The 25,537-nt window shown below is 63.5% G+C and carries 27 protein-coding genes; 1 reads left to right on the forward strand and 26 read right to left on the reverse strand.

The genetic code is table 11. The annotated features are described in order from the left end of the window. Positions 1 to 62: 62 nt before the first annotated feature. The 11 genes from QF819_03770 to QF819_03820 form a co-directional block, all read right to left on the reverse strand. Positions 63 to 1,091, reverse strand: coding sequence for a KpsF/GutQ family sugar-phosphate isomerase (locus tag QF819_03770; GenBank protein MDP6802280.1), 1,029 nt, complete (start codon positions 1,089 to 1,091; stop codon positions 63 to 65). After that, on the reverse strand, positions 1,088 to 1,933 hold the full coding sequence (gene kdsA / locus QF819_03775; GenBank protein ID MDP6802281.1) for a 3-deoxy-8-phosphooctulonate synthase: 846 nt from the start codon (positions 1,931 to 1,933) through the stop codon (positions 1,088 to 1,090). Before kdsA ends, QF819_03770 begins: the two co-directional genes overlap by 4 nt. After that, positions 1,930 to 3,603 (reverse strand): CTP synthase, encoded by a 1,674-nt coding sequence (locus QF819_03780; protein MDP6802282.1) that lies wholly within the window; start codon positions 3,601 to 3,603, stop codon positions 1,930 to 1,932. Before QF819_03780 ends, kdsA begins: the two co-directional genes overlap by 4 nt. Next, the gene (gene kdsB, locus QF819_03785; GenBank protein MDP6802283.1) at positions 3,600 to 4,370 is read right to left on the reverse strand and encodes a 3-deoxy-manno-octulosonate cytidylyltransferase; all 771 of its coding nucleotides are present in this window, start codon (positions 4,368 to 4,370) and stop codon (positions 3,600 to 3,602) included. Before kdsB ends, QF819_03780 begins: the two co-directional genes overlap by 4 nt. Before the next feature lie 216 nt (positions 4,371 to 4,586). Beyond that, positions 4,587 to 4,853 (reverse strand): 50S ribosomal protein L27, encoded by a 267-nt coding sequence (gene rpmA / locus QF819_03790; GenBank protein ID MDP6802284.1) that lies wholly within the window; start codon positions 4,851 to 4,853, stop codon positions 4,587 to 4,589. A gap of 30 nt (positions 4,854 to 4,883) precedes the next feature. Continuing rightward, positions 4,884 to 5,195 (reverse strand): 50S ribosomal protein L21, encoded by a 312-nt coding sequence (gene rplU / locus QF819_03795; GenBank protein MDP6802285.1) that lies wholly within the window; start codon positions 5,193 to 5,195, stop codon positions 4,884 to 4,886. Positions 5,196 to 5,323: 128 nt separating this feature from the next. Beyond that, a complete protein-coding gene (locus QF819_03800) occupies positions 5,324 to 7,000 on the reverse strand; it encodes an Rne/Rng family ribonuclease (GenBank protein ID MDP6802286.1) in 1,677 nt (558 codons plus the stop codon). Positions 7,001 to 7,013: 13 nt separating this feature from the next. Then, positions 7,014 to 7,598 carry a nicotinate-nucleotide adenylyltransferase gene (gene nadD, locus QF819_03805; GenBank protein ID MDP6802287.1) on the reverse strand — a complete coding sequence of 195 codons (585 nt, stop codon included), beginning with the start codon at positions 7,596 to 7,598 and terminating at the stop codon, positions 7,014 to 7,016. Further along, a complete protein-coding gene (bamD, locus tag QF819_03810; GenBank protein ID MDP6802288.1) occupies positions 7,598 to 8,365 on the reverse strand; it encodes an outer membrane protein assembly factor BamD in 768 nt (255 codons plus the stop codon). Before bamD ends, nadD begins: the two co-directional genes overlap by 1 nt. Before the next feature lie 15 nt (positions 8,366 to 8,380). After that, entirely contained in the window at positions 8,381 to 9,931 is a 1,551-nt protein-coding gene (locus tag QF819_03815) for a PorV/PorQ family protein (protein ID MDP6802289.1), read from the reverse strand. Further along, complete coding sequence (locus QF819_03820) at positions 9,931 to 11,520, reverse strand: FlgD immunoglobulin-like domain containing protein (protein MDP6802290.1); 1,590 nt, start codon at positions 11,518 to 11,520, stop codon at positions 9,931 to 9,933. Before QF819_03820 ends, QF819_03815 begins: the two co-directional genes overlap by 1 nt. Positions 11,521 to 11,593: 73 nt before the next feature. Between QF819_03820 and QF819_03825 the strand changes: the two genes are divergently transcribed. Next, a complete protein-coding gene (locus QF819_03825) occupies positions 11,594 to 12,031 on the forward strand; it encodes a hypothetical protein (protein ID MDP6802291.1) in 438 nt (145 codons plus the stop codon). 19 nt (positions 12,032 to 12,050) lie between these two features. On the opposite strand, the gene QF819_03830 is transcribed toward QF819_03825, so the two are convergent. From QF819_03830 to QF819_03900, 15 genes are all read right to left on the reverse strand, one after another. Continuing rightward, positions 12,051 to 12,425 carry a hypothetical protein gene (locus tag QF819_03830; GenBank protein ID MDP6802292.1) on the reverse strand — a complete coding sequence of 125 codons (375 nt, stop codon included), beginning with the start codon at positions 12,423 to 12,425 and terminating at the stop codon, positions 12,051 to 12,053. Positions 12,426 to 13,010: 585 nt separating this feature from the next. Then, positions 13,011 to 14,405, reverse strand: coding sequence for a rhomboid family intramembrane serine protease (locus QF819_03835; protein MDP6802293.1), 1,395 nt, complete (start codon positions 14,403 to 14,405; stop codon positions 13,011 to 13,013). Between the two features lie 107 nt (positions 14,406 to 14,512). Further along, on the reverse strand, positions 14,513 to 14,728 hold the full coding sequence (locus QF819_03840) for a hypothetical protein (protein MDP6802294.1): 216 nt from the start codon (positions 14,726 to 14,728) through the stop codon (positions 14,513 to 14,515). Then, positions 14,718 to 15,428: a PspC domain-containing protein gene (locus QF819_03845; protein ID MDP6802295.1), complete on the reverse strand. Its 711-nt coding sequence runs from the start codon at positions 15,426 to 15,428 to the stop codon at positions 14,718 to 14,720. Before QF819_03845 ends, QF819_03840 begins: the two co-directional genes overlap by 11 nt. Before the next feature lie 69 nt (positions 15,429 to 15,497). Continuing rightward, the gene (locus QF819_03850; GenBank protein MDP6802296.1) at positions 15,498 to 16,346 is read right to left on the reverse strand and encodes an ABC transporter permease; all 849 of its coding nucleotides are present in this window, start codon (positions 16,344 to 16,346) and stop codon (positions 15,498 to 15,500) included. 8 nt (positions 16,347 to 16,354) lie between these two features. Further along, positions 16,355 to 17,299 carry an ABC transporter permease gene (locus tag QF819_03855; GenBank protein ID MDP6802297.1) on the reverse strand — a complete coding sequence of 315 codons (945 nt, stop codon included), beginning with the start codon at positions 17,297 to 17,299 and terminating at the stop codon, positions 16,355 to 16,357. Further along, positions 17,296 to 18,693 carry an ABC transporter substrate-binding protein gene (locus QF819_03860; GenBank protein ID MDP6802298.1) on the reverse strand — a complete coding sequence of 466 codons (1,398 nt, stop codon included), beginning with the start codon at positions 18,691 to 18,693 and terminating at the stop codon, positions 17,296 to 17,298. Before QF819_03860 ends, QF819_03855 begins: the two co-directional genes overlap by 4 nt. Before the next feature lie 140 nt (positions 18,694 to 18,833). Continuing rightward, positions 18,834 to 20,099: a GWxTD domain-containing protein gene (locus QF819_03865; protein ID MDP6802299.1), complete on the reverse strand. Its 1,266-nt coding sequence runs from the start codon at positions 20,097 to 20,099 to the stop codon at positions 18,834 to 18,836. Continuing rightward, complete coding sequence (locus QF819_03870; GenBank protein MDP6802300.1) at positions 20,096 to 20,818, reverse strand: ABC transporter ATP-binding protein; 723 nt, start codon at positions 20,816 to 20,818, stop codon at positions 20,096 to 20,098. The genes QF819_03865 and QF819_03870 overlap by 4 nt, the downstream gene beginning before the upstream one ends. Next, positions 20,815 to 22,125 carry a TolC family protein gene (locus QF819_03875; GenBank protein ID MDP6802301.1) on the reverse strand — a complete coding sequence of 437 codons (1,311 nt, stop codon included), beginning with the start codon at positions 22,123 to 22,125 and terminating at the stop codon, positions 20,815 to 20,817. Before QF819_03875 ends, QF819_03870 begins: the two co-directional genes overlap by 4 nt. An 89-nt stretch (positions 22,126 to 22,214) precedes the next feature. Then, positions 22,215 to 22,970 (reverse strand): YIP1 family protein, encoded by a 756-nt coding sequence (locus QF819_03880; GenBank protein MDP6802302.1) that lies wholly within the window; start codon positions 22,968 to 22,970, stop codon positions 22,215 to 22,217. Between the two features lie 62 nt (positions 22,971 to 23,032). Next, entirely contained in the window at positions 23,033 to 23,644 is a 612-nt protein-coding gene (locus QF819_03885; GenBank protein ID MDP6802303.1) for an energy transducer TonB, read from the reverse strand. Positions 23,645 to 23,648: 4 nt separating this feature from the next. Next, positions 23,649 to 24,065 (reverse strand): biopolymer transporter ExbD, encoded by a 417-nt coding sequence (locus tag QF819_03890; protein MDP6802304.1) that lies wholly within the window; start codon positions 24,063 to 24,065, stop codon positions 23,649 to 23,651. Continuing rightward, entirely contained in the window at positions 24,065 to 24,481 is a 417-nt protein-coding gene (locus tag QF819_03895; protein ID MDP6802305.1) for a biopolymer transporter ExbD, read from the reverse strand. The genes QF819_03890 and QF819_03895 overlap by 1 nt, the downstream gene beginning before the upstream one ends. Positions 24,482 to 24,541: 60 nt before the next feature. After that, on the reverse strand, positions 24,542 to 25,432 hold the full coding sequence (locus QF819_03900; protein ID MDP6802306.1) for a MotA/TolQ/ExbB proton channel family protein: 891 nt from the start codon (positions 25,430 to 25,432) through the stop codon (positions 24,542 to 24,544). Between the last annotated feature and the right edge of the window lie 105 nt (positions 25,433 to 25,537).

The raw sequence follows: 25,537 nt of genomic DNA on the forward strand, positions 1-25,537 counted from the left end.
GCGCAGGCCCTCCCGAAACGGAATCTAGCGCGGACACCCGGTCCTGCGCCACGAGGAAATGACTACCTCGCCTCGCCTCCCAGACAGTCGTGGAGGTGCAGAATCCCGATCGGCCGATTCTCCGCATCGACCACGATCAGGCTCGTGATGCGGCGATCGGGGGACTCCATCGCTCGAACGGCCCTCGCCACGGGTTCCTCCGGGGCGATCGTGCGCGGATCGGTCGTCATGACCTCTGAGACGGGGCGACGCAATGCATCGGGGTTCTCCTGAAGGGCGCGCCGAATGTCACCGTCGGTAAGGACTCCCCGAAGCGTCCCGCACTCCGCGTCCGCAATGACCGCAAGTCCGAGTCTCTTGTCCGAAATCTCCTGCAACGCATCCACCAGAGAAGTCTGTCCGTTCACTCGGGGAAGAGCCTCCCCTTCGTGCATGAAGTCCCGCACCTGTCGCGCAAGGCGCCTTCCAAGAATCCCCCCCGGATGGAGCATCGCGAAGTCCTTTGCGGCCAACCCGCGGGCGCGGAACAGGGCAATGGCCACGGCATCGCCGAGCGCCATGGCGGCGGTGGACGAAGCCGACGGGATGAGGGTGTCGGGATCCGCTTCCGCCCCCACCTCCAGGACGATGGCCACCTCGGCCTCCCTGGCCAGGGGGGACTCCGCCACCGATGTCCAGCCCAGAACAGGAACGCCCCTTCTTCGCGCTGTGGAGAGCAGCGATTCCAGCGACTCGACAGATCCACTCCGGGAGATCACCACCAGTGCATCTCCGGGGGTAATCAGCCCAAGGTCTCCGTGCGCAGCTTCTGAAGGGTGCAGGAACACGGCCGGCGCCCAGGTGCTGCACAAGGTGGACGCAACCTTGCGACCCACGAAGCCGGACTTCCCCAGACCGGTCAGAAGGATCCGACCTCCCCCGGTCACTGTGTCATGCAGCGTCTCGACGCTGCGCGCAAATGCGCCCGCGGCCTCACCGGAAAGCGTCGCGCTCAGCATCCGCAGCGCGTCCGCTTCCCGCGCCACGACCTCCGCTCCCATATTCGCAAGCGTCGCGGCGGGTGGAAGGACGCTCCCGTTCCGCGTCTTCACACCGTCTCATCCCGGCTGATGACGCGTTCCGCAACCGCGTCATGAATCCGCTTCAGGCGGAGGAGGACCCCCTCCATCCGATCCAGCGCCAGCATGCTCATGGCATCGCACAGACCGTCGGCGGGATTCGGGTGTGTCTCCAGAAAGACCCCGTCCGCGCCCGCCGCCACACCAGCCTTCGCGAGCATCTCGATGTACTCCGGTTCCCCGCCCAGCGGATCGTCCGATCGAACCCCGTAAATCCGGACGGCGTGTGTCGCATCCATGACCACGGGTACCCCGAGTTGCTGCATTTTCGCGATCGACCGCATATCCACCACCAGATTCCGGTAGCCGAAGGAACTTCCCCGCTCCGTCAGAAGGATCCGATCATTCCCCCCGCGACGAATCTTTCCCACTGCCGCCGCCATGTCCTCCGGCGCCATGAACTGTCCCTTCTTCACATTGATCACGACTCCTGTGCGGGCGGCGGCCAGAAGCAGGCGAGTCTGCTGGCACAGGTAAGCCGGGATCTGAATCACATCGAGGACTTCCCCCGCAGGCGCCACATCCGACAGGTCGTGCACATCCGACAGAACGGGAAGCCCGGTCTCGTCCCGGACCTTTGCCAGTATGCGCAGCCCTTCCTCGGGACCCGGTCCCTGGAAGGACTCCTCCGAGGAGCGATTGTCCTTCAGGAACGAGCTCTTGAAGACCACGGGAACCCCCGTGCGGTCCGCCACGGAGCGAAGCTGTTCCGCCACGCGAAGGCAAAGCTCTTCGCTTTCGATGACGCAAGGCCCGGCGATCGCAAAGAGATCCCCTTCGCCCGCACGGAACCCGCCAATCGTCACGGACTTCACACGCTCTCTCCCACTGCGCTTTCGGGAACAGAATCCGTCGGGGTCTCCTCCGCCGCCGCCCCGTCCACGCTGGAGGCGTGCTCTGCGCAGGCGCCCACAAACCCGGAGAAAAGCGGGTGAGGCCGTTCCGGGCGCGACAGGAACTCCGGATGAAACTGACACCCGACAAACCACGGGTGCCCCGGCAGTTCCATGATTTCGACCAGTCCCTTGTCAGACCAGCGACCACTGAATACGACCCCTGCCTTTTCAAACTGACTTTCGTAGTTCTTGTTGAACTCGAACCGGTGTCGATGCCGCTCGCTAACGGTCCGGGTACCGTAAGCCTCTGCCGCCAAAGTCCCCGGAGCAAGCTCGCACTCGCAGGCTCCCAGTCTCATGGTGGCTCCCATGTCCACCACTCCCTTCTGTTCAGGCAGAAGATCGATCACAGGATGCGGGGTGTCCGGGTCGAACTCGGTCGATGTGGCCCCGGTCAGGCCCACCACATTCCGGCCGATTTCCGCAGCCGCCACCTGCATCCCGAGACAAATGCCGAAATAGGGCACGCCGTGCTCCCGCGCGTACTGAACGGCGGCGACCTTCCCTTCAATCCCGCGAGAGCCGAATCCACCCGGCACCAGGACGCCGTCCACTCCGCGCAGTCCGTCCTCCGCCGACCCATTCTCCAGTTCTTCCGAGTCCACCCACCGGACAGCCAGTTTCCTTCCGTGGTGAACCGCCGCGTGCCCCAACGCCTCATGGATGGACTTGTAGGCATCCTGAAGTTCCACATACTTCCCGCAGACCGCGATCTCCACCCGCTCCCGACACTCCTTCATGCGATCCAGAAACGCGTTCCACTCGCTGATGTCGGGCATGGGAGCCTCCAGCCCCAGCTTCCCTCCGATGATCTCCATCAGTGGACTCGCGTGAAACCGGCGCGGAATCTCATAGATCGTGGGAACATCCACCGCTTCGATCACGGCCTTGGGGTCTACATTGCAGAAGAGAGCAATCTTCTCGCGGACGGCCTCCGGAATGGGCATCTCCGAACGACAGAGAAGAACATCAGGCTGAACCCCGATCTGTCGGAGGTCCCGGACGGAGTGCTGCGTGGGCTTGGTCTTCATCTCGTCCGCCGCGCGAATAAACGGCACCAGCGTCACATGCACAAAGACCGCATTCTCCGACCCCACATCCAGACGCAACTGCCGAACCGCCTCCAGGAATGGCAGGCTCTCGATATCTCCCACCGTCCCGCCGATTTCAACGATCACAACATCGCATTGGTCTTCGTCGGAAAGGCGACGGATGCGGTCCTTGATCTCATTCGTAATGTGGGGAATGACCTGAACCGTTCCCCCCAGAAAGTCCCCGCGTCGCTCCTTGGAGATCACCCGGTGGTAGATCTGACCTGCCGTGGCATTGTTGTCGCGGGAGAACGCCTGATCGAGGAAGCGTTCGTAGTGCCCGAGGTCCAGATCCGTCTCCGCGCCATCGTCCGTGACGAAGACTTCTCCGTGCTGAAAGGGATTCATCGTTCCGGGATCCACATTGATGTACGGATCGAGCTTTAAGAGAGTGACGGAAAAGCCCTGCCGCTTGAGCAACATCCCGAGCGACGCGGCCGCGACTCCCTTGCCGAGCGAAGAAACGACGCCACCGGTCACGATCACATACTTCGTCAACGCCCAACCCCCTGTCCCCGAGCCTTCAGCCATGACTCGACCGCGGGAATATCCTCCGGTCGATCGACGCCCAATGGTTCCTTTTCAACCTCCACGACACGGATCTTCCAGCCCATTCGAAGCGCGCGGAGTTGCTCCAGATCCTCAAGCTCCTCCAGCCCTGTTCGCTCTGCCGAGACAAACCGCTCCAGCGCAGCCCGTCGAAATGCATACACGCCCACATGAAGGAGCGTCGCAGCGTCCGCACCCCTCCGGCCGTCAGCATCCCCGCATGCAACCGGCGCGCAATACGGGACCGGCGCCCGGGAGAAATAAAGCGCGTTGCCGTCATCGTCCGTCACCACTTTTACTGAATCCGGATCCGATCGTCGCGCAGCGTCCGCACCTCGAACGACCAGCGTGGCCATATCCACGGTCGAATCTGAAAAGACCGCCAACAGAGCATCCAGATCGGTGGACAGGAGCGTCGGTTCGTCTCCCTGAACATTCAACACGATGTCCGCCTCCGTGTCCCGCACCGCTTCGGCCACACGGTCCGTACCCGTCCGGTGCTCCGGGGAAGTCATTCGCCCTTCCGCACCTGCCTTCTCGGCCGCAACGGCGATCTCCGGCGTGTCCGTCGCCACGATCACGCGATCCACGCTCCGACATGCCTTCGCCACCGCCACCACCCACGCAAGAAGCGGTTGGCCAAGAATGGGCGCAAGCGGCTTCCCCGGGAATCGGACGGAGCCCATTCGCGCGGGAATCACGGCCACGATCTTCATGAGTACGCCTCGGAAAGAACCTTCCCAAAAGAGGTGAGGCCGCCCCTGTCCCGACGCGCACGCGCCGGAACTGGAACGGCCTCGGTGCGAAACCGGACCGGGGTCTTTGACCGACTCACCCCAAAAGGAGAACATCCTCCGTCCTCTGTCTCTCGACAGCGTCGGCCCGCGGAAAGCAATGCCCGAACGCACGGGTCCACACAATACTCAGATCCATCAGGCGTCCGGCGAAACCGGCATCACAGCGACCCGCCTTCGGCTCTTCTGAAACCTCTCAAAACGCACGCGCCCGTCCACCAGCGCAAAAAGGGTGTGGTCCCGTCCCAGGCCGACATTCCTGCCGGGATGAGTCCGGGTTCCCCGCTGCCGGATCAAGATGGAACCGGCCGACACCCACTGGCCATCCCCGACCTTGACTCCCAGCATCTTCGGGTTGCTGTCGCGGCCGTTCCTTGAACTGCCGCCTGCTTTCTTGTGGGCCATTTCAATGCTCCTCCCGGGGGACTGCCCGGGTCAGGCGACTATGTCCTTGATAAGAATGTCGGTGCAAGGCTGGCGGTGTCCGCGCTTCTTCTGGTAGCGCTTCCGCCTCTTCTTGTGGAACACGATGATCTTCTCTTCCCGGTCATGGGCGATCACTTCCGCCACGACACGCGCGCCTTCCACAAGAGGCTTCCCGACGCTCAGCTGGGAGCCTCCACCCACGAGAAGAACCCGATCGAACTCCACATCTTCACCCACGGCTGCCGTCAGCCTGGGAATCCTCAACTTCTCTTCGGGGGCAACTCGAAACTGCCGCCCGCCCGTCTCGACGATGGCGTACACGGTTCTCCTCTTCTGCAATCAGCTTTCAGGGCCAAAATTCCGTGTCATTGAACAGGATCGGCCCTTCCCGTGTCAAGGAAGGAACCCCTCCGGAGTGGCTCGCCCCGGAGGGAAATCCGGCAAAACCGCTACAGGAAGCGACTCGTCACATCCTGCCCCCGTTCGTCCCGTACGGCGATATCGTCCCGCTGGAGCTTCTTGTCCTCCCGAATGTCCACTTCCATGTCGAAACGACGCTCCAACGCCGCAATCAGATCCACTCCGTCCTCCAGGAGGGCGAAAGCCCGGTCCGGATGCAGAAGGATCTCCACCCGGGGCATCAGCGTGTTCATGCCAACCCGCCGGATGACCCGCTCCACACGAGCCCTCATGGACTCCTCGGAGAGAACCCGGCCCGAACCGTGGCACTCCGGGCACCCGATTGAGTAGTAGCTGGACATAGGCGGACGCACCCGCTGGCGGGTCATCTCCACCAGTCCGAGATCGCTCACGGGGAACGCCTTCGTTCGCGCGCGGTCCTTTCGGAGGTGCTTGCGAAGTTCCTCCAGGAGCTTCACGCGGTTCTCCTCCACCTCCATGTCGATGAAGTCGATCACCACGATCCCGCCAATGTCGCGAAGGCGAAGCTGCCTCGCCACCTCTGCGGCCGCTTCCAGATTGCAGCGAAAGATGGTGTCTTCCTGATCCTTCTTCCCCTTGAACCGACCCGTATTCACATCGATGGCAATCAGCGCCTCGGCCTCGTCGATGCAGATGTAGCCGCCCTTCTTCAGCCAGACTTTCCGGTGCAGCGTTTTCTCGATCTCCGGCTCGATGTCGAACGAATCGAACAGCGGAACATCGTCTTCATAGAGCACCACGCGATCCGCAAGATCCGGGGAGATCGCTTCCACATACTCCCGGAGAGAACGGTACTCATCGGGATCGTCCACAATGATCCGATCGAATCGCTCACTGAAGACATCGCGAATCAGGCCGGTCGTCAGCGACATCTCCTGATGGATCAGCGCGGGCGCCACCGCCCCGACCGAGTCGCGGAGCACCTTCTCCCACTGGCCGTGCAGGTGCGCAATGTCACTTGCGAACGCATCCTCCGGCTCTCCGGTGCCCACAGTGCGCACGATGAGTCCGACGCCGCGCGGGCGATGCTTGCGAATAATGTCGCGCAGGCGCACGCGCTCTTCCCGGCTTTCGATCTTCCGCGACACGCCCACATGGTCCATCTCGGGCATCAGCACGACAAACCGACCGGGGATGGTGATCTGCGCGGTGACGCGCGGCCCCTTCGTACCGATCGATTCCTTGATCACCTGCACGAGGAACTCATCGCCCTTTTTCAACTGTTCCTCGATGGGGCGGCGTCGAGAGTCCCGGCGCTTCCGGTCGGACTTCCTCTCCTCTTCCTCTTCCCCGATCCCCAGCGCCTCATCGATTGTCGGATCCAGTTCCGCAAGATCCGACACATGCAGGAACGCGCCGCGCTCCATCCCAATATCCAGAAACGCCGCCTGGATCCCGGGCAATACCGCGGTCACCTTTCCCATGTAGATGTCGCCCACGGTCCGCCGCTGTTCGGGCCGTTCGATCATGAACTCCACCAGAGCGCCATCCTCCTGGATGGCGACCCGCGTCTGACCGGGTGCCTGATTGACGATGATCTCGCGAAAGATCCCGTCGGGTCCGGCGGACTCCCCGCCTCTGGAGGAGCGCTCGCGGCGCCTTCCCCCGCGTCTGCGCGATCTTCCCGACCCTGCGGATCGGCCGCCTCGCCGCCTGGGCGGGGCCTTGGTTTCAAGCTTTTTCAACGATGTTCTCCCTTCAGGAGATGTAGAGCCCCTGGGATCGAATGTACTCCTCCACCGATTCCGCCACGAGATACCGAATGGACCGCCCGTCTCTCACGGCCGCCCGGATCTCCGAAGAGGAGATCTCCACAAGCGGGGTCGGGAGCAGGGTGATCCGGTCTCGGATCGCTGCGGGGAGTCCTTCCGTGCCGCTGCCCTGACGGGCAAGGACGACCACTTCAGACTCCTCAAGGAGGGTGTCGTAGTCCTTCCAGGACTCGATCTCCAGAATGCTGTCAGTTCCCATGATCAGGAAAAGCTCCGTCCCGGAAGGAGAATCCCTCCGAAAATCACGAAGCGTTTCCACAGTGTAGGAAGGTCCGTCCCGACCCAGTTCAGCATTGGATGCCGAGAACCCGGGGTTGCCATCAATGGCCAGGACGACCATGCGATAACGATGTTCAGCGGATGTCCCGACCGGTCCCTTATGTGGGGGAACCCGGGCGGGCACAAAGAGAACTTGATCCAGACGAAGACGATCCGCCGCCGCCGCCGCGATGATCAGGTGACCCGTATGGATTGGGTCGAAAGTGCCGCCGAAGATGCCGAGGCGTGCCATCAGTCGGCCTCCTCGGAATGCATCCCGGCGAGAATGCTCAAAGCCTCCGCGGCTTCGTCTGTATCCGGCCCCATTTCGGCGACCTTGCGATACCACGACGCGGCGAGATCCAACTCTCCCCGCGAGCCATGGATACTCCCGAGTCGGAAGCAGGCCCGCGCGGCCCAGACTGTCTCGGGGAAATGCTGGAGAATGTACTCGTGCTGAATCTTGGCCGAGCGAAGGCGACGCTGCTTCTCATAGAAAAGGCCTGCCTCGTATTCCCGGCGAGCCAGGCGATCCCGGCATTCCGCCAGACTCTCCTCCACTTCGGCCCGGTAGTCGCTCTCTGGATGATTCGCACGAAAGTCAGAGAGGAGCACAATGGCACGCTCCGTAATGCTCTGATCCAGATCGTAGGGAAGAATGGACGCGAAAGCACTCCGCGCGATTCCGAACTCCGCCTCCTCTGCAAACGGGGAAGCGCGGAAGTCCTGCACCACTGCGGAGTACTCCCCCTCGGCCAGTATGTACTGTCCCAGCCCGAACCGGGCGTCTCCGAGGCGCATCCGCACACGCGGCATCAGGGCAGATCCCGGATAACTCCGTGCGAAATGCTCCAGATAATCGACGGCATCCAGATACTTGCCCGCCTCAATGCGAGCTTCCGCGTACTCGACCAGCACGACCGGATCCGAGCCCATGGAAGGCCCCGAACCCGCGCACCCCGCGAGCAATGCTGCCGTTGCGACCGAGAACGCGGCCGCCGTCCACCAGGTTGTCTTCATCGATTCCCGAGTCGGCTACTCGCCGACATCCTGATTCGCGAAGAAGACCAGCACGAGTCCCGTGACAATTCCACCGACGATGGCAGGTTCCACCAGCGGATGGGATTTCCAGCTCTTCCCGTTCTTTCCATCCAGCCCCAATCTCGGCGGATAACCCGTCGATTCAGGAACGGATGCCTCGGCCACTGTCTCCGACCGGGTACCGGCACCGCCGGCTGTCCAGAACGAGTCTCCCTCTCCCGCGGCAGTCAGGTGGAGCGTAAGCCCTACCGACGCAGTCCGGTCGAAGGAACGGGGCCCGATCCATCGGGCTCTTCGTGCATGGGTCTCCAGATATTCCGATTGAACGACTTCAACCTCGATCAGCGCCGACCCGGAATCCGGCAATGAGCCGCTTGTCTTCAGAGACTCCAGCAAGAGTGCCTTGGTCTCCAGATCCACGTCATCCAGGATCTCAGGGAGCGCGTCACTTTTCTTCACTTCCAGCCCGCGAGCTTCGAGGGCCGTTGCCAGGGCGTCGGTCAGAAGAGACCCCGCCCGATGGTTCGTCATGGGCCTCACAAGGACAGCCCCCACATCCTCAGGAAATGCACTCAGCGCATCTCCCACCGCCACCGCCGCCACCTCACTGAAATACTCCACACGACTCAGAACTCCCGTCTCCCGGGCGACACTTCCAGCAGGGGTCCAGCGCACCCCAAACCGATGGCTGGGGGTCACCGCACCATTCCGAAACGCGTAGTCCACTTCCAGCCCCGGACGAACCAGGAACCCGGCACCCAAGGCCCACGGGTCCACCCCTCCATCCGGTTCCTCTCCGACGCGAGCTCCCGCTCGCAGCGAGGCCCGCTTCCCGACACCATACTCCACACCGAAGCCCGTGGAGGAACCGAAACCGTTTCTCCACTCCGACTCCACACCAAATCGAAAATCTCCCACCGTGCCCGCCACGCCTGTGGTGAAGCGCGTGGGAAGTGGTTCCTCCGCCCCCTCACCATAACCGATCGCCGACCCGAAATCCCGGACTCCGACGGAAAGATTCCACCCCGGCACGAACCGATACAGGAGTCCTCCCCCGGCCACCCAGCCGCTCGCGGTCTCTCCCGCCAATGCGCTTCGTACCAGCCCGAGCGAGGCTCCGGCATCCAGACGCCCCCGAAGTGTCCGGGCATAGCCCGCCTCGACCGCAAGATCTGTTTGCCCCACTGCGGCTTCGGCACCCGCCGTGTTGTCGAACTCCGCCACCGACAGCGACCTCACGCCAAGAGCCCCGGTGCCTCCGCCCATCGGACGAGCGGCTGCGAGATACCCGGAAGTGGCCGCTCCCATCCAGCGAAACAGCGATGCCGACACGGTCGCGGAGGTCTCCGATGCGAGAAGCGCCGGGTTCCAGCTGAGGGCGTCCGCGCCGGTCGCGAGCGTCGCGCCTGTCCCGCCCAGGGCCTCGGTTCGCGCCCCCGCTCCCAGCTCCAGAAAGTGGAAGCCCGTGGAGTTCGGCTCGGCCGCCGCTCCCGGGGCGCACAGCAGTAGCGCGGCCAGGCAGAAGCTTGCGATTCGCAGAATCATCACAAGGCTGCCCCTCTCACCACCGCGACCTTGCGCACCTCTTCACGCTCCTCTCCCAGAATGCGGAAGATGTGAACGCCCGAGGCCGCCACGCCGCCGCCGTTCGTCGTCCCGTCCCAGGAGACCGAGCCGGTCCCCTCCAGACGGCGCACGAGGCGACCCGCCAGATTGTAGACTTCCACCACCAGGTCTCCACTACCTCCGGGAAGCGTGATCGTTACGGACTCGGCGGCACCCGGATCGAAGCGATTGCAGTCGATGGAAGCCGGCGCATCCGCAGACGGCCCGTCCAGAAGTGTCAGCGTCACGGTTCCCGTCCCCTGGACAATCCCCGTGGAGCCGGTCACCACCACCGGGTAGCTGCCCGCCATCTGAAGGTTGGCTGCAGTCACGGTGTACTGAATGAGGTACGCACCCCCGCCTTCATTCGTCACGGTCTCTGTCCCGGACAAGTACCCTGTATCGACGGTGGTAAAGTCGACAGTCAGCGTGAGGTCGTCCCGGTTCCACCAGCTGCGGATGGTCAAGTCTTCGCCCGGTCCCGCGCCCGCCTCCCCGGTCACCACCACCAGCGAGTCCAGCACTGGAAGAATGGGATCGAATGCCAACCGGAGCGTCTTTTCCGTGATCAGACCCACCGCATCCGTTGCGCGCACCACCAGATCCCGAGCAAAGGGAATGCCGGTTGTGTCATTCACGACGACAAGCCAAGCTACCGAGTCTGCGGTGCCATCCGTCCAGTCGGGCGCCCCAAACGATGACAGGGAATCCCGCTGAACTTCCACGAAGGCGACGCGGTCGTTGTCCAGCGCGTATCCCGAGAGCGTATCCGGGAATGCATCGGTCTGGAGCGTGTCCGCGTCCGCGAACAGCGTGGGATCCGTCACATCCAGCGTCACAAACTGCGAGACGGAGTCGGCGTTCCCCGCGAGATCCGACACATACGCGAAAATCTCGTACACGCCGGAAGGGGCCGTCGCCGCGAGCGTAAGGGAACCGTCCCAGCGAACCTCAAACAAACCCGTGCCCTCCTGCACCGCGACCGTGTCCACCACAGTTCCGGCCTGTCGCACCAGGATCATACTGGCCGTCGACGAGTCCGTGGAGGTCACCACACACGGGATGACCAGTTCATGATCCGGCGGCGGAGACATCGGGCTGAAGGGGTTCGGCCCAATCGATCCGAACGCCAGCGAGGGAGTGGACGAATCCGCAACCACCACCGCGGAAGCCATGGTTGCGTCTATCCCTTCCGAGGCCACGATGTCAAAACGGTATTCTCCGTCCGCCAGCAACCCGGGCGCCCATGCCACATGAGTGGTTTCGCCCGAGGCCACCGTGGCCAGCGGGAAAAGGAGCGTCAGAAGCGAGTCCGGATCCACCGAAGAGACGGAGACCACTACGGAGAGTGAGTCCGAGCTTCCAGTGGGGACAAAAGACACGACCGTCGAATCCGTCAGGCCATCTCCATCGGGAGTGAAAGGGTTCGGCCGGACGCCGAGTCCCTCGATCGTGGGGGATACAGCCCCGGCAAACGCGGGAAGCAGGACGAAAGCCAGAATGCCCATGCCCAGTGCCCCGGCACGCATATCAAGTCCGCACCGCCGGAAGTCGATGGGTAGGGGGATCCGAGAGACTGACGAACGAAAGGACGGACGGCTCATGCCCGACACCCGCGAAGTCGTGCACCAGATGTTCCTGAATCTCGTGAAGATTCGGCTGGACCCCGACACGATAGACCGGATGGTCCCCGTGGTGGACGGCCTCATGGAACGACTGCGCGGAAGCCTCGATCTTGAGTCCGATCCCGACTGGAATCGACTGAGGATTGCGCTGGCCGGCATGCTGGCCCACGGCTGGGCCATGGGGATGAACCCCTTCAACTCCCCGAACCAGCACTCCGATGGCGAAGCCGTGGAAGTGCGTGTATCCCGCGACATCCTGATTCCCATGGAAGTGCTGAAGGCACTCCGATATGTCAAGAAGGACTCACTGGGACGCGTCGAGAAAGCCCTCTTTGAGCCGGGTACGGAAGTGCGCGCTCGTGAGCAAATTGACATCATCCTTCGGGAAATCGAGAAGAAGCACTGGAAGGAGTGAAGCTTCCTCCGGAACGCCCTCACCAGCTTGGATCCCCGGTGTCGACTTTGAATCCCGTCCCGCGTGCCGCGATCAGGTAGTTCTGCCCATCCACCGCAAGGAAGAACGGCAGATCCGTGATCGGGCAGACGAAGGACATTCCCTCCGAATCCTTCTCAAGCAGTGGACGAAGATCGTTCAGTTTCGTCGCAAAAGCCCCGTTGATGATCAGGTACTGCTGTTGTGCCTGGGAGAGCGCGAGAAGGCGCGTCTGACACTCCGACTCCAGGTTGGCCTTGCGTGTCCGAATGCCCATGGTAGTCAGGAGGAACCCCAGCAGGATCAGGGCGAGAACCCCGACCAGCGCATCGTAAGCGACGAAACGACGCTTCGGTCGTACAGGTTCTTCGGTCATGCGCCCACTCCTCCCCTTCTCTCCGGTCTTCTGAGAACGCAACTCGGGCATCCTAGGAACCCCCCGGGGGAGCGTCAAGGGCAAACAGGGACTCCAGAGGGGCCATCCGCCATCTTGACAACACCTTGGAGCAGGATTAGCGTGCCCCATCGCAGGTGAGCAACCCCCCGGCCTGAAAGGAAACTGGAACGATGCGCAGACTCTTCCCGGTCCCGACCTCCGTGCTTCTTCTTGCCTGCCTCCTTGCAGGCGCCTCCGTCGCCCTGGCAGGCGCTGAGGTCGGACGGGGTTCCTCCGGAGACCAGCAGACGATTCCGACCGATGCCTCCCGCCGATTCTCCGAAGAGAGCCCCCTCTCCATGCGGGGCGCTCCCGGCCAACTCCTGCTTGAGGGCACGGTCACGGACATCCTCGGGACGCCGATGGAAGGCGTTCCCGTGAAGCTCTTCGGCAACGGGCGTGTCATCCACTCGACGCTGTCCGGCGCGGACGGCCGCTATCGACTGGAGGCGAACCCCCTGTTCGGCCCCACCCGTACCGTGAGCCTCTGGTTTGAGTCGCCGGACACGGAACAGTACCTGGACTTCAGCGTTGTCCTCGCCGAGGGGGAGACGGCAGAAAAGCGCGGACTCTTCCCGCCCTGTACGCAGCGCGTGTCCCCGGCCGGTGAATCTGTGCGCGTGGATGTCGCGCTGAAGTCTCTTGCCGACCGCCAGAAAGAGCTGTCTCGTTCGGGATGCATGTCTGCGGAGTAGCGTTCCCTCCCCGCTCACTTCTTCGCAGCCTGTCTCTTGCAGCCTCCGACCATTCGGTGTCGGCGTGTTCCTCCAGAATGACTCGCCAGGACTCCTCCGCCGCCTTCTGCCCTCGCGGGAAGCGCGCCAGAAGATCGCCCCGCCTCAGCCACGCCAGCGGCACCGCCTCTCCCTCCGGACACGCCTCCAGGTAGATGTCCCACGCCTTCACCGCTTCGTGCGGACAGTCCATGCGCACAAACTCAAACGGAAGCCGGAGGAGAACTCCCTCGCCGAGCCCCCCGACCAGTCCGTGTCTGCGCGTGCGATCGAGAATCCGCACCATCGCGTCGGGGTCGCGATCCTGCCGGGCACGCTTGAGCAGCAACCGGTAGTCCAGCACGGCCTCGGTCGGCCGCCCCGCAAGAAGAAACGCTTCCGCGCGTTCGCCGCGCGCCGTGGCGTCTTCCGGAGACTGCGAGAGGTGTGCGGTCAGTTCCCCGATTGCCGGGTACCACTCCCCTCGCGAGAGGTGGCGTCGCGCACGATCCCGATGCACTTCCCGACGCGGAAGACGCGACAACCCGAGCACCGTCGCCATCAGCAACCCTGCGGCGAATCCTCCGCCATGCGAACCCCAGGCCACTCCACCGGTCGCCCCGCCGACAGCCACAAGTCCGTGAGCCAGCTGGAGCCCCGCCCACACGAGAATCGCCGGGACCACACCGACTCGCGCCACGCCCGCACGGTTCACCCCGTGGAGCAACGCGAACAGGAAGTACAGAATGCGCACTCTCCGATGGCGAAATGCGACGAGCGCGGCACCCAGGAATGCCGCGACCCCGCCCGACGCGCCCACCACCGGTGCCGTCCATGAGGGACTCCCGACCGGAGTGATCGCTGCCTGAATCCAGCACCCCGCGACACCGCCGGCCACAAAGAGCAGCGCCAGTGCGGAGACGCCGATCCGGGATTCAATCTGGCGTCCAAACACCCAGAGGTAGAGGGCGTTGCCGAGCACATGGAACCAGTTTCCATGCACGAACAGGGACAGGACCGCGGCCGTCAGGCTGGGGGAGTCCGGACGAAAGGAAGCGTGAACAAGAGAGGCGTGCAGCCCGGGAAGGACACGACCGGCCGCAAAGATCAGGAGGCAGACCGATACAAGGCACGCGGTTCCAACCGGCGGGTGCCCGTCTCGTCCGTCGGCTTCGGTGCCGACCGGAAAGAAAAAGAAGAAATACACTCCTACCCCCCCCGAACGGAGGCTCGACCCCAACGGAGGCGGCAACAGGAGACCCCGCTCACTTCCTCACGCGCAAGGTCGCTCCGGACCGCGGTGAGACAGGGGGGCTAGTCCTCCTCTTCCTCGACTTCCTCCCAGGACGCATCCACTGCGTTCCGGGGATCGAGTCGCTTTCCACCGGTCTCCGCACTTCCCTCGCGGGGGGGCGCTCCCACACGGAATATCCCGCGCACGAAACGCGCTACCATCCACGCGAAGAGGCCGAACAGGACCGTCCGGATCAGGGACATGGTCCGCTCGCGTTCGGAGGAATCATCGGTCATCCGCCGGGGGATCTTGAATGTCTCCGCTCCACGGGTGCGTGGGCGGAGCCGGGGGCGGTTCCCGGGGAATGTCCGGTGGCGAGGCAAAGGACTCAACCGTGTGCAGATCTTCGGACTCCTCCGGGAGCACCAGCAGGAGTGCGACATAGACCACGGCGACAAACCCGGCGCTCAGGAGCCCCGCCAACACCATTGCCAGTCGGAGGACATTGGAGTCCGCGCCCATGTGGGCGGCCAGGCCTCCGGCGATTCCGCCCAGCATCCGGTCCGACCGGGAACGCAGGAGCGGGCTGCGGCCTGCAAGCCCCGTACGATTCCGAACGCCCGGGAAGATCAGGGCCAGCCCCACACCCACCAGGAGAACCCCCCCGATCAGCGGCAGAAAGACCCCGCCGAACAACACCGACCACGGCGAGACCAGACCCAGCAGCCATGCAAGAAACAGCGCCGCAAGCGCGACCAGTGCAAACCCTCCGGTCCGGGCTCGATCCAGTTCGGGCGGCGGCTCCACCTCCACTTCCTCTTCCCGGGGGGCCAGCAGGAACCCGGCCAGATAGAGGGCAATCCCCATTCCCCCCACCGTGGCCAGCACAATCCACGCCACTCGGAGAAGATCCGCATTCCATCCCATCGACCGGGCCAGTCCACCACAAACACCCACGATCACCCTGTCCGACGAACTCTTTTCAAACTTACGCATTCGATCACCTTCCTCTTCCCACTGACCAGACTGTACCACTCGCCGCACGCTGGCAAGTCTCGCATCCAACTACGCGGGCCTCCCTCCTGAAGTTCCCGGTCCTGATTCAGTCCTGGGATCCAGCGCATCCCGAACCCCGTCGCCCACGAGGTTGAGTCCCAGCACAGTCGCCGCCAGAAACACACCCGGGAAGAGCGCAATCCACGGGGCTGCGGTCATGTGCTCCTTCCCTGCCGCCACCATCGCGCCCCAGCTGGCCATCGGGGGCTGCGCGCCAAGCCCCAGAAACGAGAGGCTCGCCTCCGCGAGGATTGTGGTCGCCACCCCCATGCTGAAAGAGATGATGAGCGGGCTCGCGCAGTTCGGAAAGACATGGCGCCACATCACGCGGAGAGGTGTCATCCCCAGTGCTCTCGCAGCGACGACGAACTCCCTCCCGCGAACAGACAGGGCCTCTCCCCGCACGAGGCGTGCCACTTCGGCCCATCCCACCACGGCCAGCGCGAAGAATGCCACGCCCGGCCCCGGTTCAAACGCCGCCGTGATCCCGATGAGCAGAAGAAGCGACGGGAACGCCAGAAAGACATCCGCTGTCCGCATAATCAGCCCGTCCACCTTCCCGCCCAGAGCACCCGCCATGAGCCCCAGCACCGCTCCCGCAAGCACCGCCAGCGTTCGCGCACCCACGCCCACCGCCAGCGACAGGCGCGCCCCATGGAGCGTACGCGCCAGGACATCCCGGCCCTGTCCATCCGTGCCGAACGGGTGCTCCGCAGACGGCGGCAACAGGCGTGCATGAAGATCGGACTCCAGCGGCCCCGACGGAGCGATCACCCCTGCGAAGACCGCGCCGCAGAGAACCACGAGCACGAGCATTCCGCCGACACAGACCCCGGAATCCCGAGCGAGCTTCCTCATGACACGCATCAGGAATCTCTCCCGGAGTGGAACGATCGTCGTATGCGCGGATCCAGCACTCCATACCCCAGGTCCACGAGGAGGTTCACCCCGACGAAGATCACCGCCAGGAAGAGCACGGTTCCCTGAATGGCCGGGAGATCCCTCCTCAGAATCGCCTGCAAGGCATACTGCCCCACGCCGGGCCACGCGAAGATCGACTCCGTGAGAACCGACCCCGACAGGTAGCTTCCAAAGTCCAGACCGATCAGCGTGGTCACTGGAACCAGGGCATTTCGGAGTGCGTGCCGCAGCATCACCACGGTCTCCGTGGCACCCTTCGCCCGGGCGGTCCGTATGAAGTCGCTCCCCAGTACTTCCAGGAGACTCGCCCGCGTCATCCGCGCGAGAACCGCTGCAGAGCGAAGACCGAGCGCTAGCGCGGGGAGCACAATCGCTCGCGGATCGGCGGTCACATAGCCGGACGGCGGCACCCACCGCAGCACCAGCGCGAACACCCACAGGAGGAGAATGCCGGACCAGAACACCGGCGTGGAAATCCCCCCCAGCGCGAAAACCATGGCCAGCCGATCCCGCCACCCACCGGGCCACGCGGCCGCCACAATCCCCAGAGTCAGACCCATGATCACCGCGAAGGCCATCGCGGCGGCTGCCAGCAGCACCGTTCGCGGGAAGCGCTCCGCCAGTTCCTCCGCGACCGGTCGGCCCGTCGCAAAGGAATCTCCCAGGTCCCCACGAACGAGACCCTTCAGGTAAGCCGCATACCGCACCGCGACCGGGCGGTCGAGCCCCAGCTCCCGGCGGATGGAGACCAGATCCTCCTCACGGTAGCGGTCCCCGGCCAGAGAGCGCGCCGCGTCTCCGGGAAGGAGATCGGACAGCACGAAAGTCACCAGCGTGACACCAAGCAGAACAGGCAGAAGCGCAAGAAGGCGTCGCGGTAGGAAGCTCACCCCCCTCCTCCTGCAGCAGAGTTCACCGGGCGCACATCCAGCCAGCGCTCGGAAGATGGAACGGGCCGCGGGGAGAACCCACGGACGCGATCCGAGACCGCCACTTCCAGCACCGGATGCCACAGGTAGATCCACGGCGCCAGCGCGTGAACAGTGCGATCTGCCCGGGCGATCCGCTGAGCTCTTCGGGCGGGATCCCGCTCGAGATCCATCTCCGCCAGGAGACGATCCACCCCGTCATCCCGGAAGCGAGCCCGATTGCCCCCGCCGCCGACATTGTCCGAATGGAAGAGCGGCTGGAGGAAGTTCTCCGCGTCCGGATAATCCGCATACCAGTTGATGAAGAAGGCCGGGGCCAACCCCCGGTCGATGGAGGCCTTCAGCGCATTCCAGTCCCGCCTTCGGATCACCGAACGGACCCCGACCGCTGCCAGATCCGCCTGCACCGCTTCCAGAATCGCCGATACTCTCGGAGACGGACGCTGCCACATCTCCAGAACCCAGTCGCTGGAAACGCCCGCCTCGGCCAGAAGTTCCCGCGCCCGGGCAGGGTCGTAGGACCACGCTTCGCCGGTGCCTCCACCCGGAAGACCCGGCGGAACCGCTCCCGTCGCCCGGACCCCCCGGCCGCCAAGGAGGGTCGACAGGATCAGGTCCCCGTTCACGGCATGATTGAGCGCGCGACGCACCCGGACATCCGCAAGAACGGGGTCGTCGTTGTTCAACCCGACATACTCCACAACCAGTGCCACACGCCGCGCGATGGTGGCCCCGCCCGGCGGAGAAGAGGACCACCTGTCCGAGACCGACGGGGGAATCTCCAGAATGTCCAGGCGCCCCACCTCAAACTCAGCGGCGCGCGTGAAGTCCTCTGGCAGAATCCGGACGGTGACAGCGCGGAATGCGGGTGCGCGCCCGTGCCAGTACGGGTTTGGCACGAACGATAGATGCGAGTCGCCCACTCGCTCCTTCAGAACCCACGGACCGGTGGATACCGCCCCTGACTCCCCACCGTCTACCGGAAGAACCACCGCGTTCGGCATGGCCAGCAGCCCCAGGAACGCCGCGGATGCTTCGGCAAGCTCTACTTCCACGATATCCGGGGCCGGCGCGCGCAGACCTTCGGGGGGATCGCCTCCGTTGGCGTGGAAGCGGGCTGCGCCTTTCACGCGATCCAGAACCCACGCGCGCGGCGAGGCCGTCTGCGGGTCGAGAAGGCGCACGAAAGTGCGGATCACATCCGCGGAGGTGATCGACGAACCATCCGATGCGCGGGCCTCCGGATCCAGATGAAAGCGATAGAGTCGTCCGTCATCGGAGAGTTCCCATGCCCGCGCGAGCGACGGGACGATCTCCCCCCCGCCATCAAACGCGACGAGGCCTTCGTGGAGCATGGCGAGCGCCTGACCTCCCACAACATCGACCGCGCGCGCAGGATCCAGCGTCGCGGGGCCGGAACTCCACGCGAGACGAAGTTCATCCGCGGGAAGGGAACCCGAATCCGGCGCGCACCCGACCGCCGAAATCAGAAGGGCTAGTAACCATCCCCCGCCAGAATGAAATCGCCCGTTCCTGAGGAATCGACGAAGAGGAACCTCCTCCGCGGAGAACGATACTCCCAGATTTCCACCGGGTGCCCGCCCATCGTCTGCCCTTCCCGGGTGATGCGTTCGTCCGGTTCTCCGTACTTCACAAGAATGCTCCCGCGATCCGTATTCCATCCCGTACGCTCCCCCCACTCCACAAAAAGGTCGTTCGCAATGGCGATACGCCGGAACACCTCGTCGCGAAACTCGTTCTCCGGTGTGGACGGCAGCGGATCCTTCGCCATCCAGTACGCTTCGAGAAGTTCCGAGCATTCCGCCCTCTCTCCGGTTCGAATCGCGTGGGCCGTGTCCATGTCGCCGAGAATCATGAGAAGCCGGACAGCATCCTCGGGATACCCCCCCGGCCAACCCGGTCCCGGAACCACCATCAGCAGTGCTTCGGTGCGCTCGGTGACGCGACTCGTCTGCTCCGTCACTTCCACGATCAGACGGTTCGTTCCCGGCACCAGTCGCGCCGTAGGAACCCGAACATCCAGCGACGCTTGCGTGGCGCCCACGGCGGGGATGACCGTGGTGTCTCCCTCCGCGAGATTCCCTCGCCCGACTGCCGAGAAGCCCCACCGGACTCGCCATACAGGACTTTGGCCGGGATCTCCCGCGATGTCGATGCTCCAGAGATACGCCTCTTCCCCCATCCGCACTTCGCGCCGGATGTCCGACGCACGCACACCATCCGGTGTGCGCACGAATCCCGGGGCGCTCACTCGCAGAGGGCCCGTCCTCTTGCGAACACGAACCTCCTCTTCGATGCGGCACGAGGATCCGCTGCCCCGATCCGTCACCGTCACCCGAACACGGCACTTTCCCGGGGACACCTCGAACGAGTAGTCTCCCCGGGCTTCCAAAGCACGGCTGAAGGTGTCCTGCCGATTCGCGGCCCGCGCCTCCGACTCCAGCACGGTGCCCGCAAGCTGGCGGCCCTTTCTCTCGACCACCACCACGACATCGTACCGTGCAAGCTGCCCTCCCCCATCCACTGGAGCGAAGAGCAGGCCCAGGTACGGGATGGCCCAGCGGACCTCCACCGTACCGTCGGCATGAATGCCCGGGCGGGTACTCACTTCCAGAGCGAATGCGGGATCGTCCTCAACGAAGAGTGAAGTGCTGGTTTGAGGAATCCCCCGACAGGGAAAGAGAACAAGGAGCGCAATGAGGACACCTCGGCAGGCGCGCCTCCAGCACTTCACAATCATTCGCTCTCCACAGAGGGGGGTTCAGATACGCTCCGGGAAGGCGGGGGCGCGTCTGATTCAATCTTCCCGTCGCGCAGGCGCACAACCCGCCCGGCTCTCCTTGCGATCGACTCCTCGTGAGTCACGACCACCAGTGTTCGACCCGCGGAATGCAACTCGGCGAACAACTGCATGATCTCCTGACCCGTACGCGAGTCCAGGTTGCCGGTGGGTTCATCCGCCAGAAGGATGGACGGAGAGTTCACCAGTGCCCGGGCCACTGCGACGCGCTGCCGCTGCCCGCCGGACAACTCGCTGGGGCGATGATCCGCGCGATCCGCAAGGGCCACTTCCTCCAGCGCCTGCATGACTCGCTCCCGACGCTCCCGGGGCGAAACGCCCGCGTAGATGAGCGGAAGTTCGACATTGTGGAACGCATCCGAACGCGGGAGCAGATTGAATGTCTGGAACACGAACCCGATCTCCTGATTCCGGATTCGGGCCAACTCGTCATCCTCCAGATCCGAGACGAGCTTCCCGGCCAGTGTGTACTGGCCGGAACTCGGACGATCCAGGCATCCTACGATATTCATCAGTGTGGACTTCCCGGAACCCGACGGTCCCATGATTGCCACATACTCGTTGGAAGTGATCGCAAGGCAAACGGCGTCCAGCGCGAAGATGGTCTCGGCCGCCATGTCGTACCGCTTCGTGACGTCGCGAATCTCGATCAGACTCATGGGGACGGCTCGGAACGCACCGCACTTCCCATGGCCCGGCGCAATCCGGCTTGAGCAAGGCGGAGATCATAGGTGGCGGAAACCAGGCTGGTGCGAGCCCGCGTGTGGTTCACCTGCGCGTCGATCACTTCCAGTATGGTCCCCTCCCCGAGTTTGAAGCGCTCCTGCGCCAGTCGGAGATCTTCTTCCGCTGAGCGTACTCCGCTCCCGGCCACGCCAATGGACTCCCGCGCAATCTCCACATCCAGATGCGCGGAGTGAACCCCCAGAACGACCTCTCTCTCCGCGCTCTCCACCGCAGCTTCCGAGGAAAGCAACGACGAGCGGGCCTGCCGGACGCCGGCTGTGGTCAGAAACCCGTCGAAGACCGTGAAGTCCAGACTGACGCCATAGCTCCATTCGGTACGCTCATCGTTGAGGGCGCTCCACTCTGTATCCTGATAGCTGATCCCGCTCCAGAGATTGAGCGACGGGAAAAACCCCGACTGAGCGGAGCGCACGCCCCACCTCTCCGCGCCCACCCCCGCCCGAGCGGTTCCGAGACGCGGGTGCGAGGCCCGGGCTGCCTTCACAGCATCGCCGAGCACTGGCAAGTCCTCCGCGGGGGGAGCATCGTCCAGAAGTTCCAGATCCTCCAGAGGATCCAGCCCGACGAACGACGCCAGGCCCGCGGTCGCAAGGCGACGGTCCCGCTTGGCGCGAAGGAGCGCGAGTTGATTGTTCGAGTGGTCCACTTCGGCCTTGAAGACATCCGCCCGGGTCGCGGCTCCCAGGTCCAGCATGGCGCGGGTCTTCTTCAGTTGCTCCGCGGAAAGCCTCACGGCTTCTTCATTCACTTCGCGAAGTGCATCGCTCCGCAGCGCCTCCACAAAGAGACGCTCGGTCTCGTACGCCACTTCCTGAGCCGCGGAGCGCAGCGCCTCGGTCGCCCCTGTTCTTCGGGCGAGGGAAGCTCGGTATCCGGACAGTCTGCCCATTCCGTCGAAGAGCGTCAGGGAGGCGTTTCCGCTGAGGCGGTAAGATTGATCGTCTATCTCGAAATCCCCACCCTGCATGAAGAACGACTTCTCCTCATAGCGGGTCCACCCGCCGCTCATGGAAAGCCGCGGCAGGTATGCGGACCGCGCCCCCAACACACTGGCCTTCGCCGACTGAACATCCGCCCGCGCCGACCGAACACTGAGATTCCGCTTGAGCGCCAGGCCCCTGCATTCGGTCAGCGTGATCGCGGCGGAGTCCGTCACCACGCACTGAAGAACCGCGGAGAAGAGGGTGCCAAACAGAATGAGCTGAAGAGTGCGCTTCAAGGGTGACCTCCCGATCGCTGCAGACTTTCGTTCGCACGCATTGGATGACTACGGACATGAGAGCACGGAGGTTCCGTGAATGCCATCGCCTAGAGGGTTCCCTGCATCCAGGCGGTCGCGGCGCGAGACGAGAACACGAGAAGCGCCTTGAAAACCCAGTACGACCCGCAGACCCACCTTGCTGTCCCGCGAGAGAGTCCGTGCACCGCCATCACTCCAAGCAGGAGGAACCAGAGATTCAGAAGGGAGAATACATCGAACAAGTCCAGGAAGATCCCCGTCCACGAGTGGAAGTCCACGCCCGGAATCAGGGCCGGGCTGAAGGCCACCTCGAGGGTTCCGCTCAGACTTGCCAGCAAGCCATGCGCCAGAACCCCGACGCAGCTGACCGTCCAAGCGAGGAAAAAGAGCGCCAGGCTTCCTCCAAAGGCCGGATCCCCTCCGGCCACCTTCACCCCCAGATGGAGTAGCACGGCCCCGAGAAAGCCGAAGACCAGCGTCGAAAGCACGCCCTGCCCGACACCCTTGGCATAGTCGGCCGCGGTGAGGTTCTCCGGATCCGGCAGCGCCGCCATGGCGGCCTCCACATCCTCTTCAGGCAGGTCGAACCTCTGAAGCGCGCTTTCCTGGACTTCTCGGCCAAAACGCAGCGATTCCTGGTACTGCACTCCCTGCCCGGCTCCCAGGAGAAGCACACAGACGAGAAGCGACGGAATCCAGAACGGATGAATGGCCAGCGCGCCAAACGCGACGGTCGGAGATCGGACGAGCTCACGCAGGATTGCCCACCCAATCCCGGGAGAAGTCTCTTCCGCTGTCGGTGGCTGGAGGTCGGCCGATGTCATGAGATCACCCCCTGGCTTATTCACCTTGCCATGCACAGCCGCGTCCTCGTCGGCTGTGCACACTACTTGTTGAAGGTGAAGCTCAGCGGGATCACGATCGTGGCTTTCACGGGGTTGCCACTCTGCTCCGCAGGAATGAAGCGCCACTTCTTGACCGCTCGAATCGCGGCATCGTTGAAGATCTCTGCATCGGACCTGACGACCGTCACATGCATGACCTTGCCTCGCTCATCAATCGTGACCTTCAGCAGAACCTCACCCTCAATCCCCGCGCGACGCGCCAGATCCGGATACTCCGGGATTACGCGCTTCTTCACCTTGGGCATCTTGTCAAAAACATAGAACTCTTGCGACGCAGGCGGAGGAGGAGGCGGAGGAGGAAGATCATCAAGGTCCAGCGCGGTGTCCTCAATCGTCTCTTCTTCGTCCACGCTCTCGTCAATGGCCTCGACCGGAATCTTCGGGCGCTGGATCTCCTTAGGCGGCGGCGGGATCTCGATCTCCGGAGGGAGCTCGATAACCTCCAGCTCCTCAGTCACCATCCTGTAGGGAGTGATGTTGATTTCACCCCAGACAGCGAACACAAGCAGGTGCATGCCCAGCGAGATCGCCAGCGCGACATCAAAGTACTTGCGGTACTGATCCTTGAACCGGACATTGGCGGTCGCGGACACGGAATCAGCCCCCTTCCTTCTCAAAATCGGTCGTGAAGGAGACCCGAGTGGCGTTGGCCAGCTTCAGTTGCTCCATCACCTGGTCCACTACCCGAAAGGGAGTCTGCTTGTCGGTATTGAACGCCACGATGAGCGCGGGATTCGCCACGAGCTTCATATAGACGAGCCCTTCCACCTGATCCACGGCAACGATCTTGTCATTGATGCTGATCTGTGAAGCCCGGTCGATCCATATGTGAGAAACCCTCTCGCGCGGCACCTTCACCGCGGCTTCCGCCTTGGGCATCTCGACAGGCAAACCATCCTCCAGCTTGAAGATGGTGGTGACCATGAAGAACACCAGCAGGAGAAAGGCAATGTCCGCCATCGAGGAGGTCGGGATGTTCTGGCCGACATTGGACTTCCTCGAAAACTTGGCCATTATTGCACCACTTCCATTCCCTTGATGGAGATCTTCGCCGCATCCGCAAGGCGGAGTTCATCCAGAATGTCCACCATGGTGCCATAGAATGCGTCGGGGTGAATCTCCAGCTGAATGACGAGCTTTTCATTCTCCCCGATGCGTCTTCGCACCTCCGCTTCGATGCCCGAAACCGGAATCCCCGCGCCGTCCAGATAGATCAGATTGTTGGCCTGAGCTTTGATCTTCAGGATGTTCTTCTGGGAGATGGTCGCCGTCTCCGAAGCCTGACCGGGAAGCTGCATGGGCAGCCCCTGTTCGACATTGAAGATGGTACTCACCAGGAAGAAAATCAGCAGAAGGAACGCGATGTCGGACATCGACGCGGTCGAGATGTCGTCATCCGTTCGCTTCCGTCTTTTGAACTTCACCGCCATGACGCGTGCTCCTCGTGGCGGGGGGAGGCAACGCCCCGCACCCCGCCGAAGGCTGTCGGACTACTCGGCAGCTGACCGCTCCAGCCCGAGATCCACCAGTGTGTCCACCAGATCCGCAGAGGTCTCCTGCATCTCGATCACGAAGCGATCAATCTGCGAGACGAAGTAGTTGTGGAAGATGGACATCGGGATCGCGATCACGAGCCCGGCCATGGTCGTCAGGAGTGCTTCGGAAATCCCGCTGGCCACAAGCTTCGCGTTGACCTGATCCGCCGCGGCAATCGCGTCGAATGCAGAGACCATCCCCGAGACCGTCCCGAGGAAACCGAGAAGCGGCGCGACATTCGCGATGGTTCCCAAGGCCAGCAACCCTCTTTCCAGGAAGGAGAGTTCGATCACACCGGCGCTCTCGATGGCCTTCTCAGTGGCTTCCACACTCACGGTGGCTCGCCGAAGACCCGCGTGCAAAATGGCGGGGATCGGCCCACGCGTCTTCTCGCAAAGCGCAGCAGCGGCCTCCACGCCCTCGGTGCGCAAAGTGGTGATCACTCCGTTCATGAGAGTGCGGATGTTGGTCCGCGCTCGGCTGAGCGTCCAGAACCGCTCAATGATGAAAGCCACACCTGCAATCAGCAGGATCAGGAGCGGCCACATGAACTTGCCGCCCTTCTGGAAGTACTCTACCGCCCCGCTTCCCGCGAACTTCTCCAGGAACCCCGGGCTGCCGCCGACTTCTTCGACCACATCCAGATCATCAAAGCCGCTGCCCCACGCCAGAGAATCAACCGCAGCCGAATCTACCGCAGCGGAGTCCACAGGCGCGGCTGCGAGAGTCGCGCTGTCGCCGGGAGCGTCGGCGCCACCCTCCTGGGCGACGACCGTAACGCCGGTGATCCCGCAAAGCGCGAGGGCCGCACCGATCGAGAGGATCTGCTTCCGCACCTTTCGCATTTCGATGGTTCTCCTTCGACATGGAACCAGGGCTGACGAGAGGATCTCGGAGAATACCCGGGTCCGCATCATTTGCTCCGTTTCCCAAAACCGTTCCCGGAGCCG

Source organism: Gemmatimonadota bacterium (genome assembly GCA_030747075.1).
Taxonomy (GTDB): domain Bacteria; phylum ARS69; class ARS69; order ARS69; family ARS69; genus ARS69.

Bases quoted from the DNA above. Each gene is read 5' to 3' on its own strand.
- QF819_03820 (MDP6802290.1), bottom strand. From the start codon at position 11,520: ATGCGTGCCGGGGCACTGGGCATGGGCATTCTGGCTTTCGTCCTGCTT.
- QF819_03890 (MDP6802304.1), bottom strand. From the start codon at position 24,065: ATGGCCAAGTTTTCGAGGAAGTCCAATGTCGGCCAGAACATCCCGACC.
- bamD (MDP6802288.1), bottom strand. From the start codon at position 8,365: ATGAAGACAACCTGGTGGACGGCGGCCGCGTTCTCGGTCGCAACGGCA.
- QF819_03895 (MDP6802305.1), bottom strand. From the start codon at position 24,481: ATGGCGGTGAAGTTCAAAAGACGGAAGCGAACGGATGACGACATCTCG.
- kdsB (MDP6802283.1), bottom strand. From the start codon at position 4,370: ATGAAGATCGTGGCCGTGATTCCCGCGCGAATGGGCTCCGTCCGATTC.
- nadD (MDP6802287.1), bottom strand. From the start codon at position 7,598: ATGGCACGCCTCGGCATCTTCGGCGGCACTTTCGACCCAATCCATACG.
- QF819_03815 (MDP6802289.1), bottom strand. From the start codon at position 9,931: ATGATTCTGCGAATCGCAAGCTTCTGCCTGGCCGCGCTACTGCTGTGC.
- QF819_03830 (MDP6802292.1), bottom strand. From the start codon at position 12,425: ATGACCGAAGAACCTGTACGACCGAAGCGTCGTTTCGTCGCTTACGAT.
- QF819_03880 (MDP6802302.1), bottom strand. From the start codon at position 22,970: ATGACATCGGCCGACCTCCAGCCACCGACAGCGGAAGAGACTTCTCCC.
- QF819_03850 (MDP6802296.1), bottom strand. From the start codon at position 16,346: ATGAGGAAGCTCGCTCGGGATTCCGGGGTCTGTGTCGGCGGAATGCTC.
- QF819_03870 (MDP6802300.1), bottom strand. From the start codon at position 20,818: ATGAGTCTGATCGAGATTCGCGACGTCACGAAGCGGTACGACATGGCG.
- QF819_03825 (MDP6802291.1), top strand. From the start codon at position 11,594: ATGCCCGACACCCGCGAAGTCGTGCACCAGATGTTCCTGAATCTCGTG.
- QF819_03865 (MDP6802299.1), bottom strand. From the start codon at position 20,099: ATGATTGTGAAGTGCTGGAGGCGCGCCTGCCGAGGTGTCCTCATTGCG.
- QF819_03900 (MDP6802306.1), bottom strand. From the start codon at position 25,432: ATGCGAAAGGTGCGGAAGCAGATCCTCTCGATCGGTGCGGCCCTCGCG.
- rpmA (MDP6802284.1), bottom strand. From the start codon at position 4,853: ATGGCCCACAAGAAAGCAGGCGGCAGTTCAAGGAACGGCCGCGACAGC.
- QF819_03860 (MDP6802298.1), bottom strand. From the start codon at position 18,693: ATGCTCCACGAAGGCCTCGTCGCGTTTGATGGCGGGGGGGAGATCGTC.
- QF819_03845 (MDP6802295.1), bottom strand. From the start codon at position 15,428: ATGCGTAAGTTTGAAAAGAGTTCGTCGGACAGGGTGATCGTGGGTGTT.
- QF819_03840 (MDP6802294.1), bottom strand. From the start codon at position 14,728: ATGACCGATGATTCCTCCGAACGCGAGCGGACCATGTCCCTGATCCGG.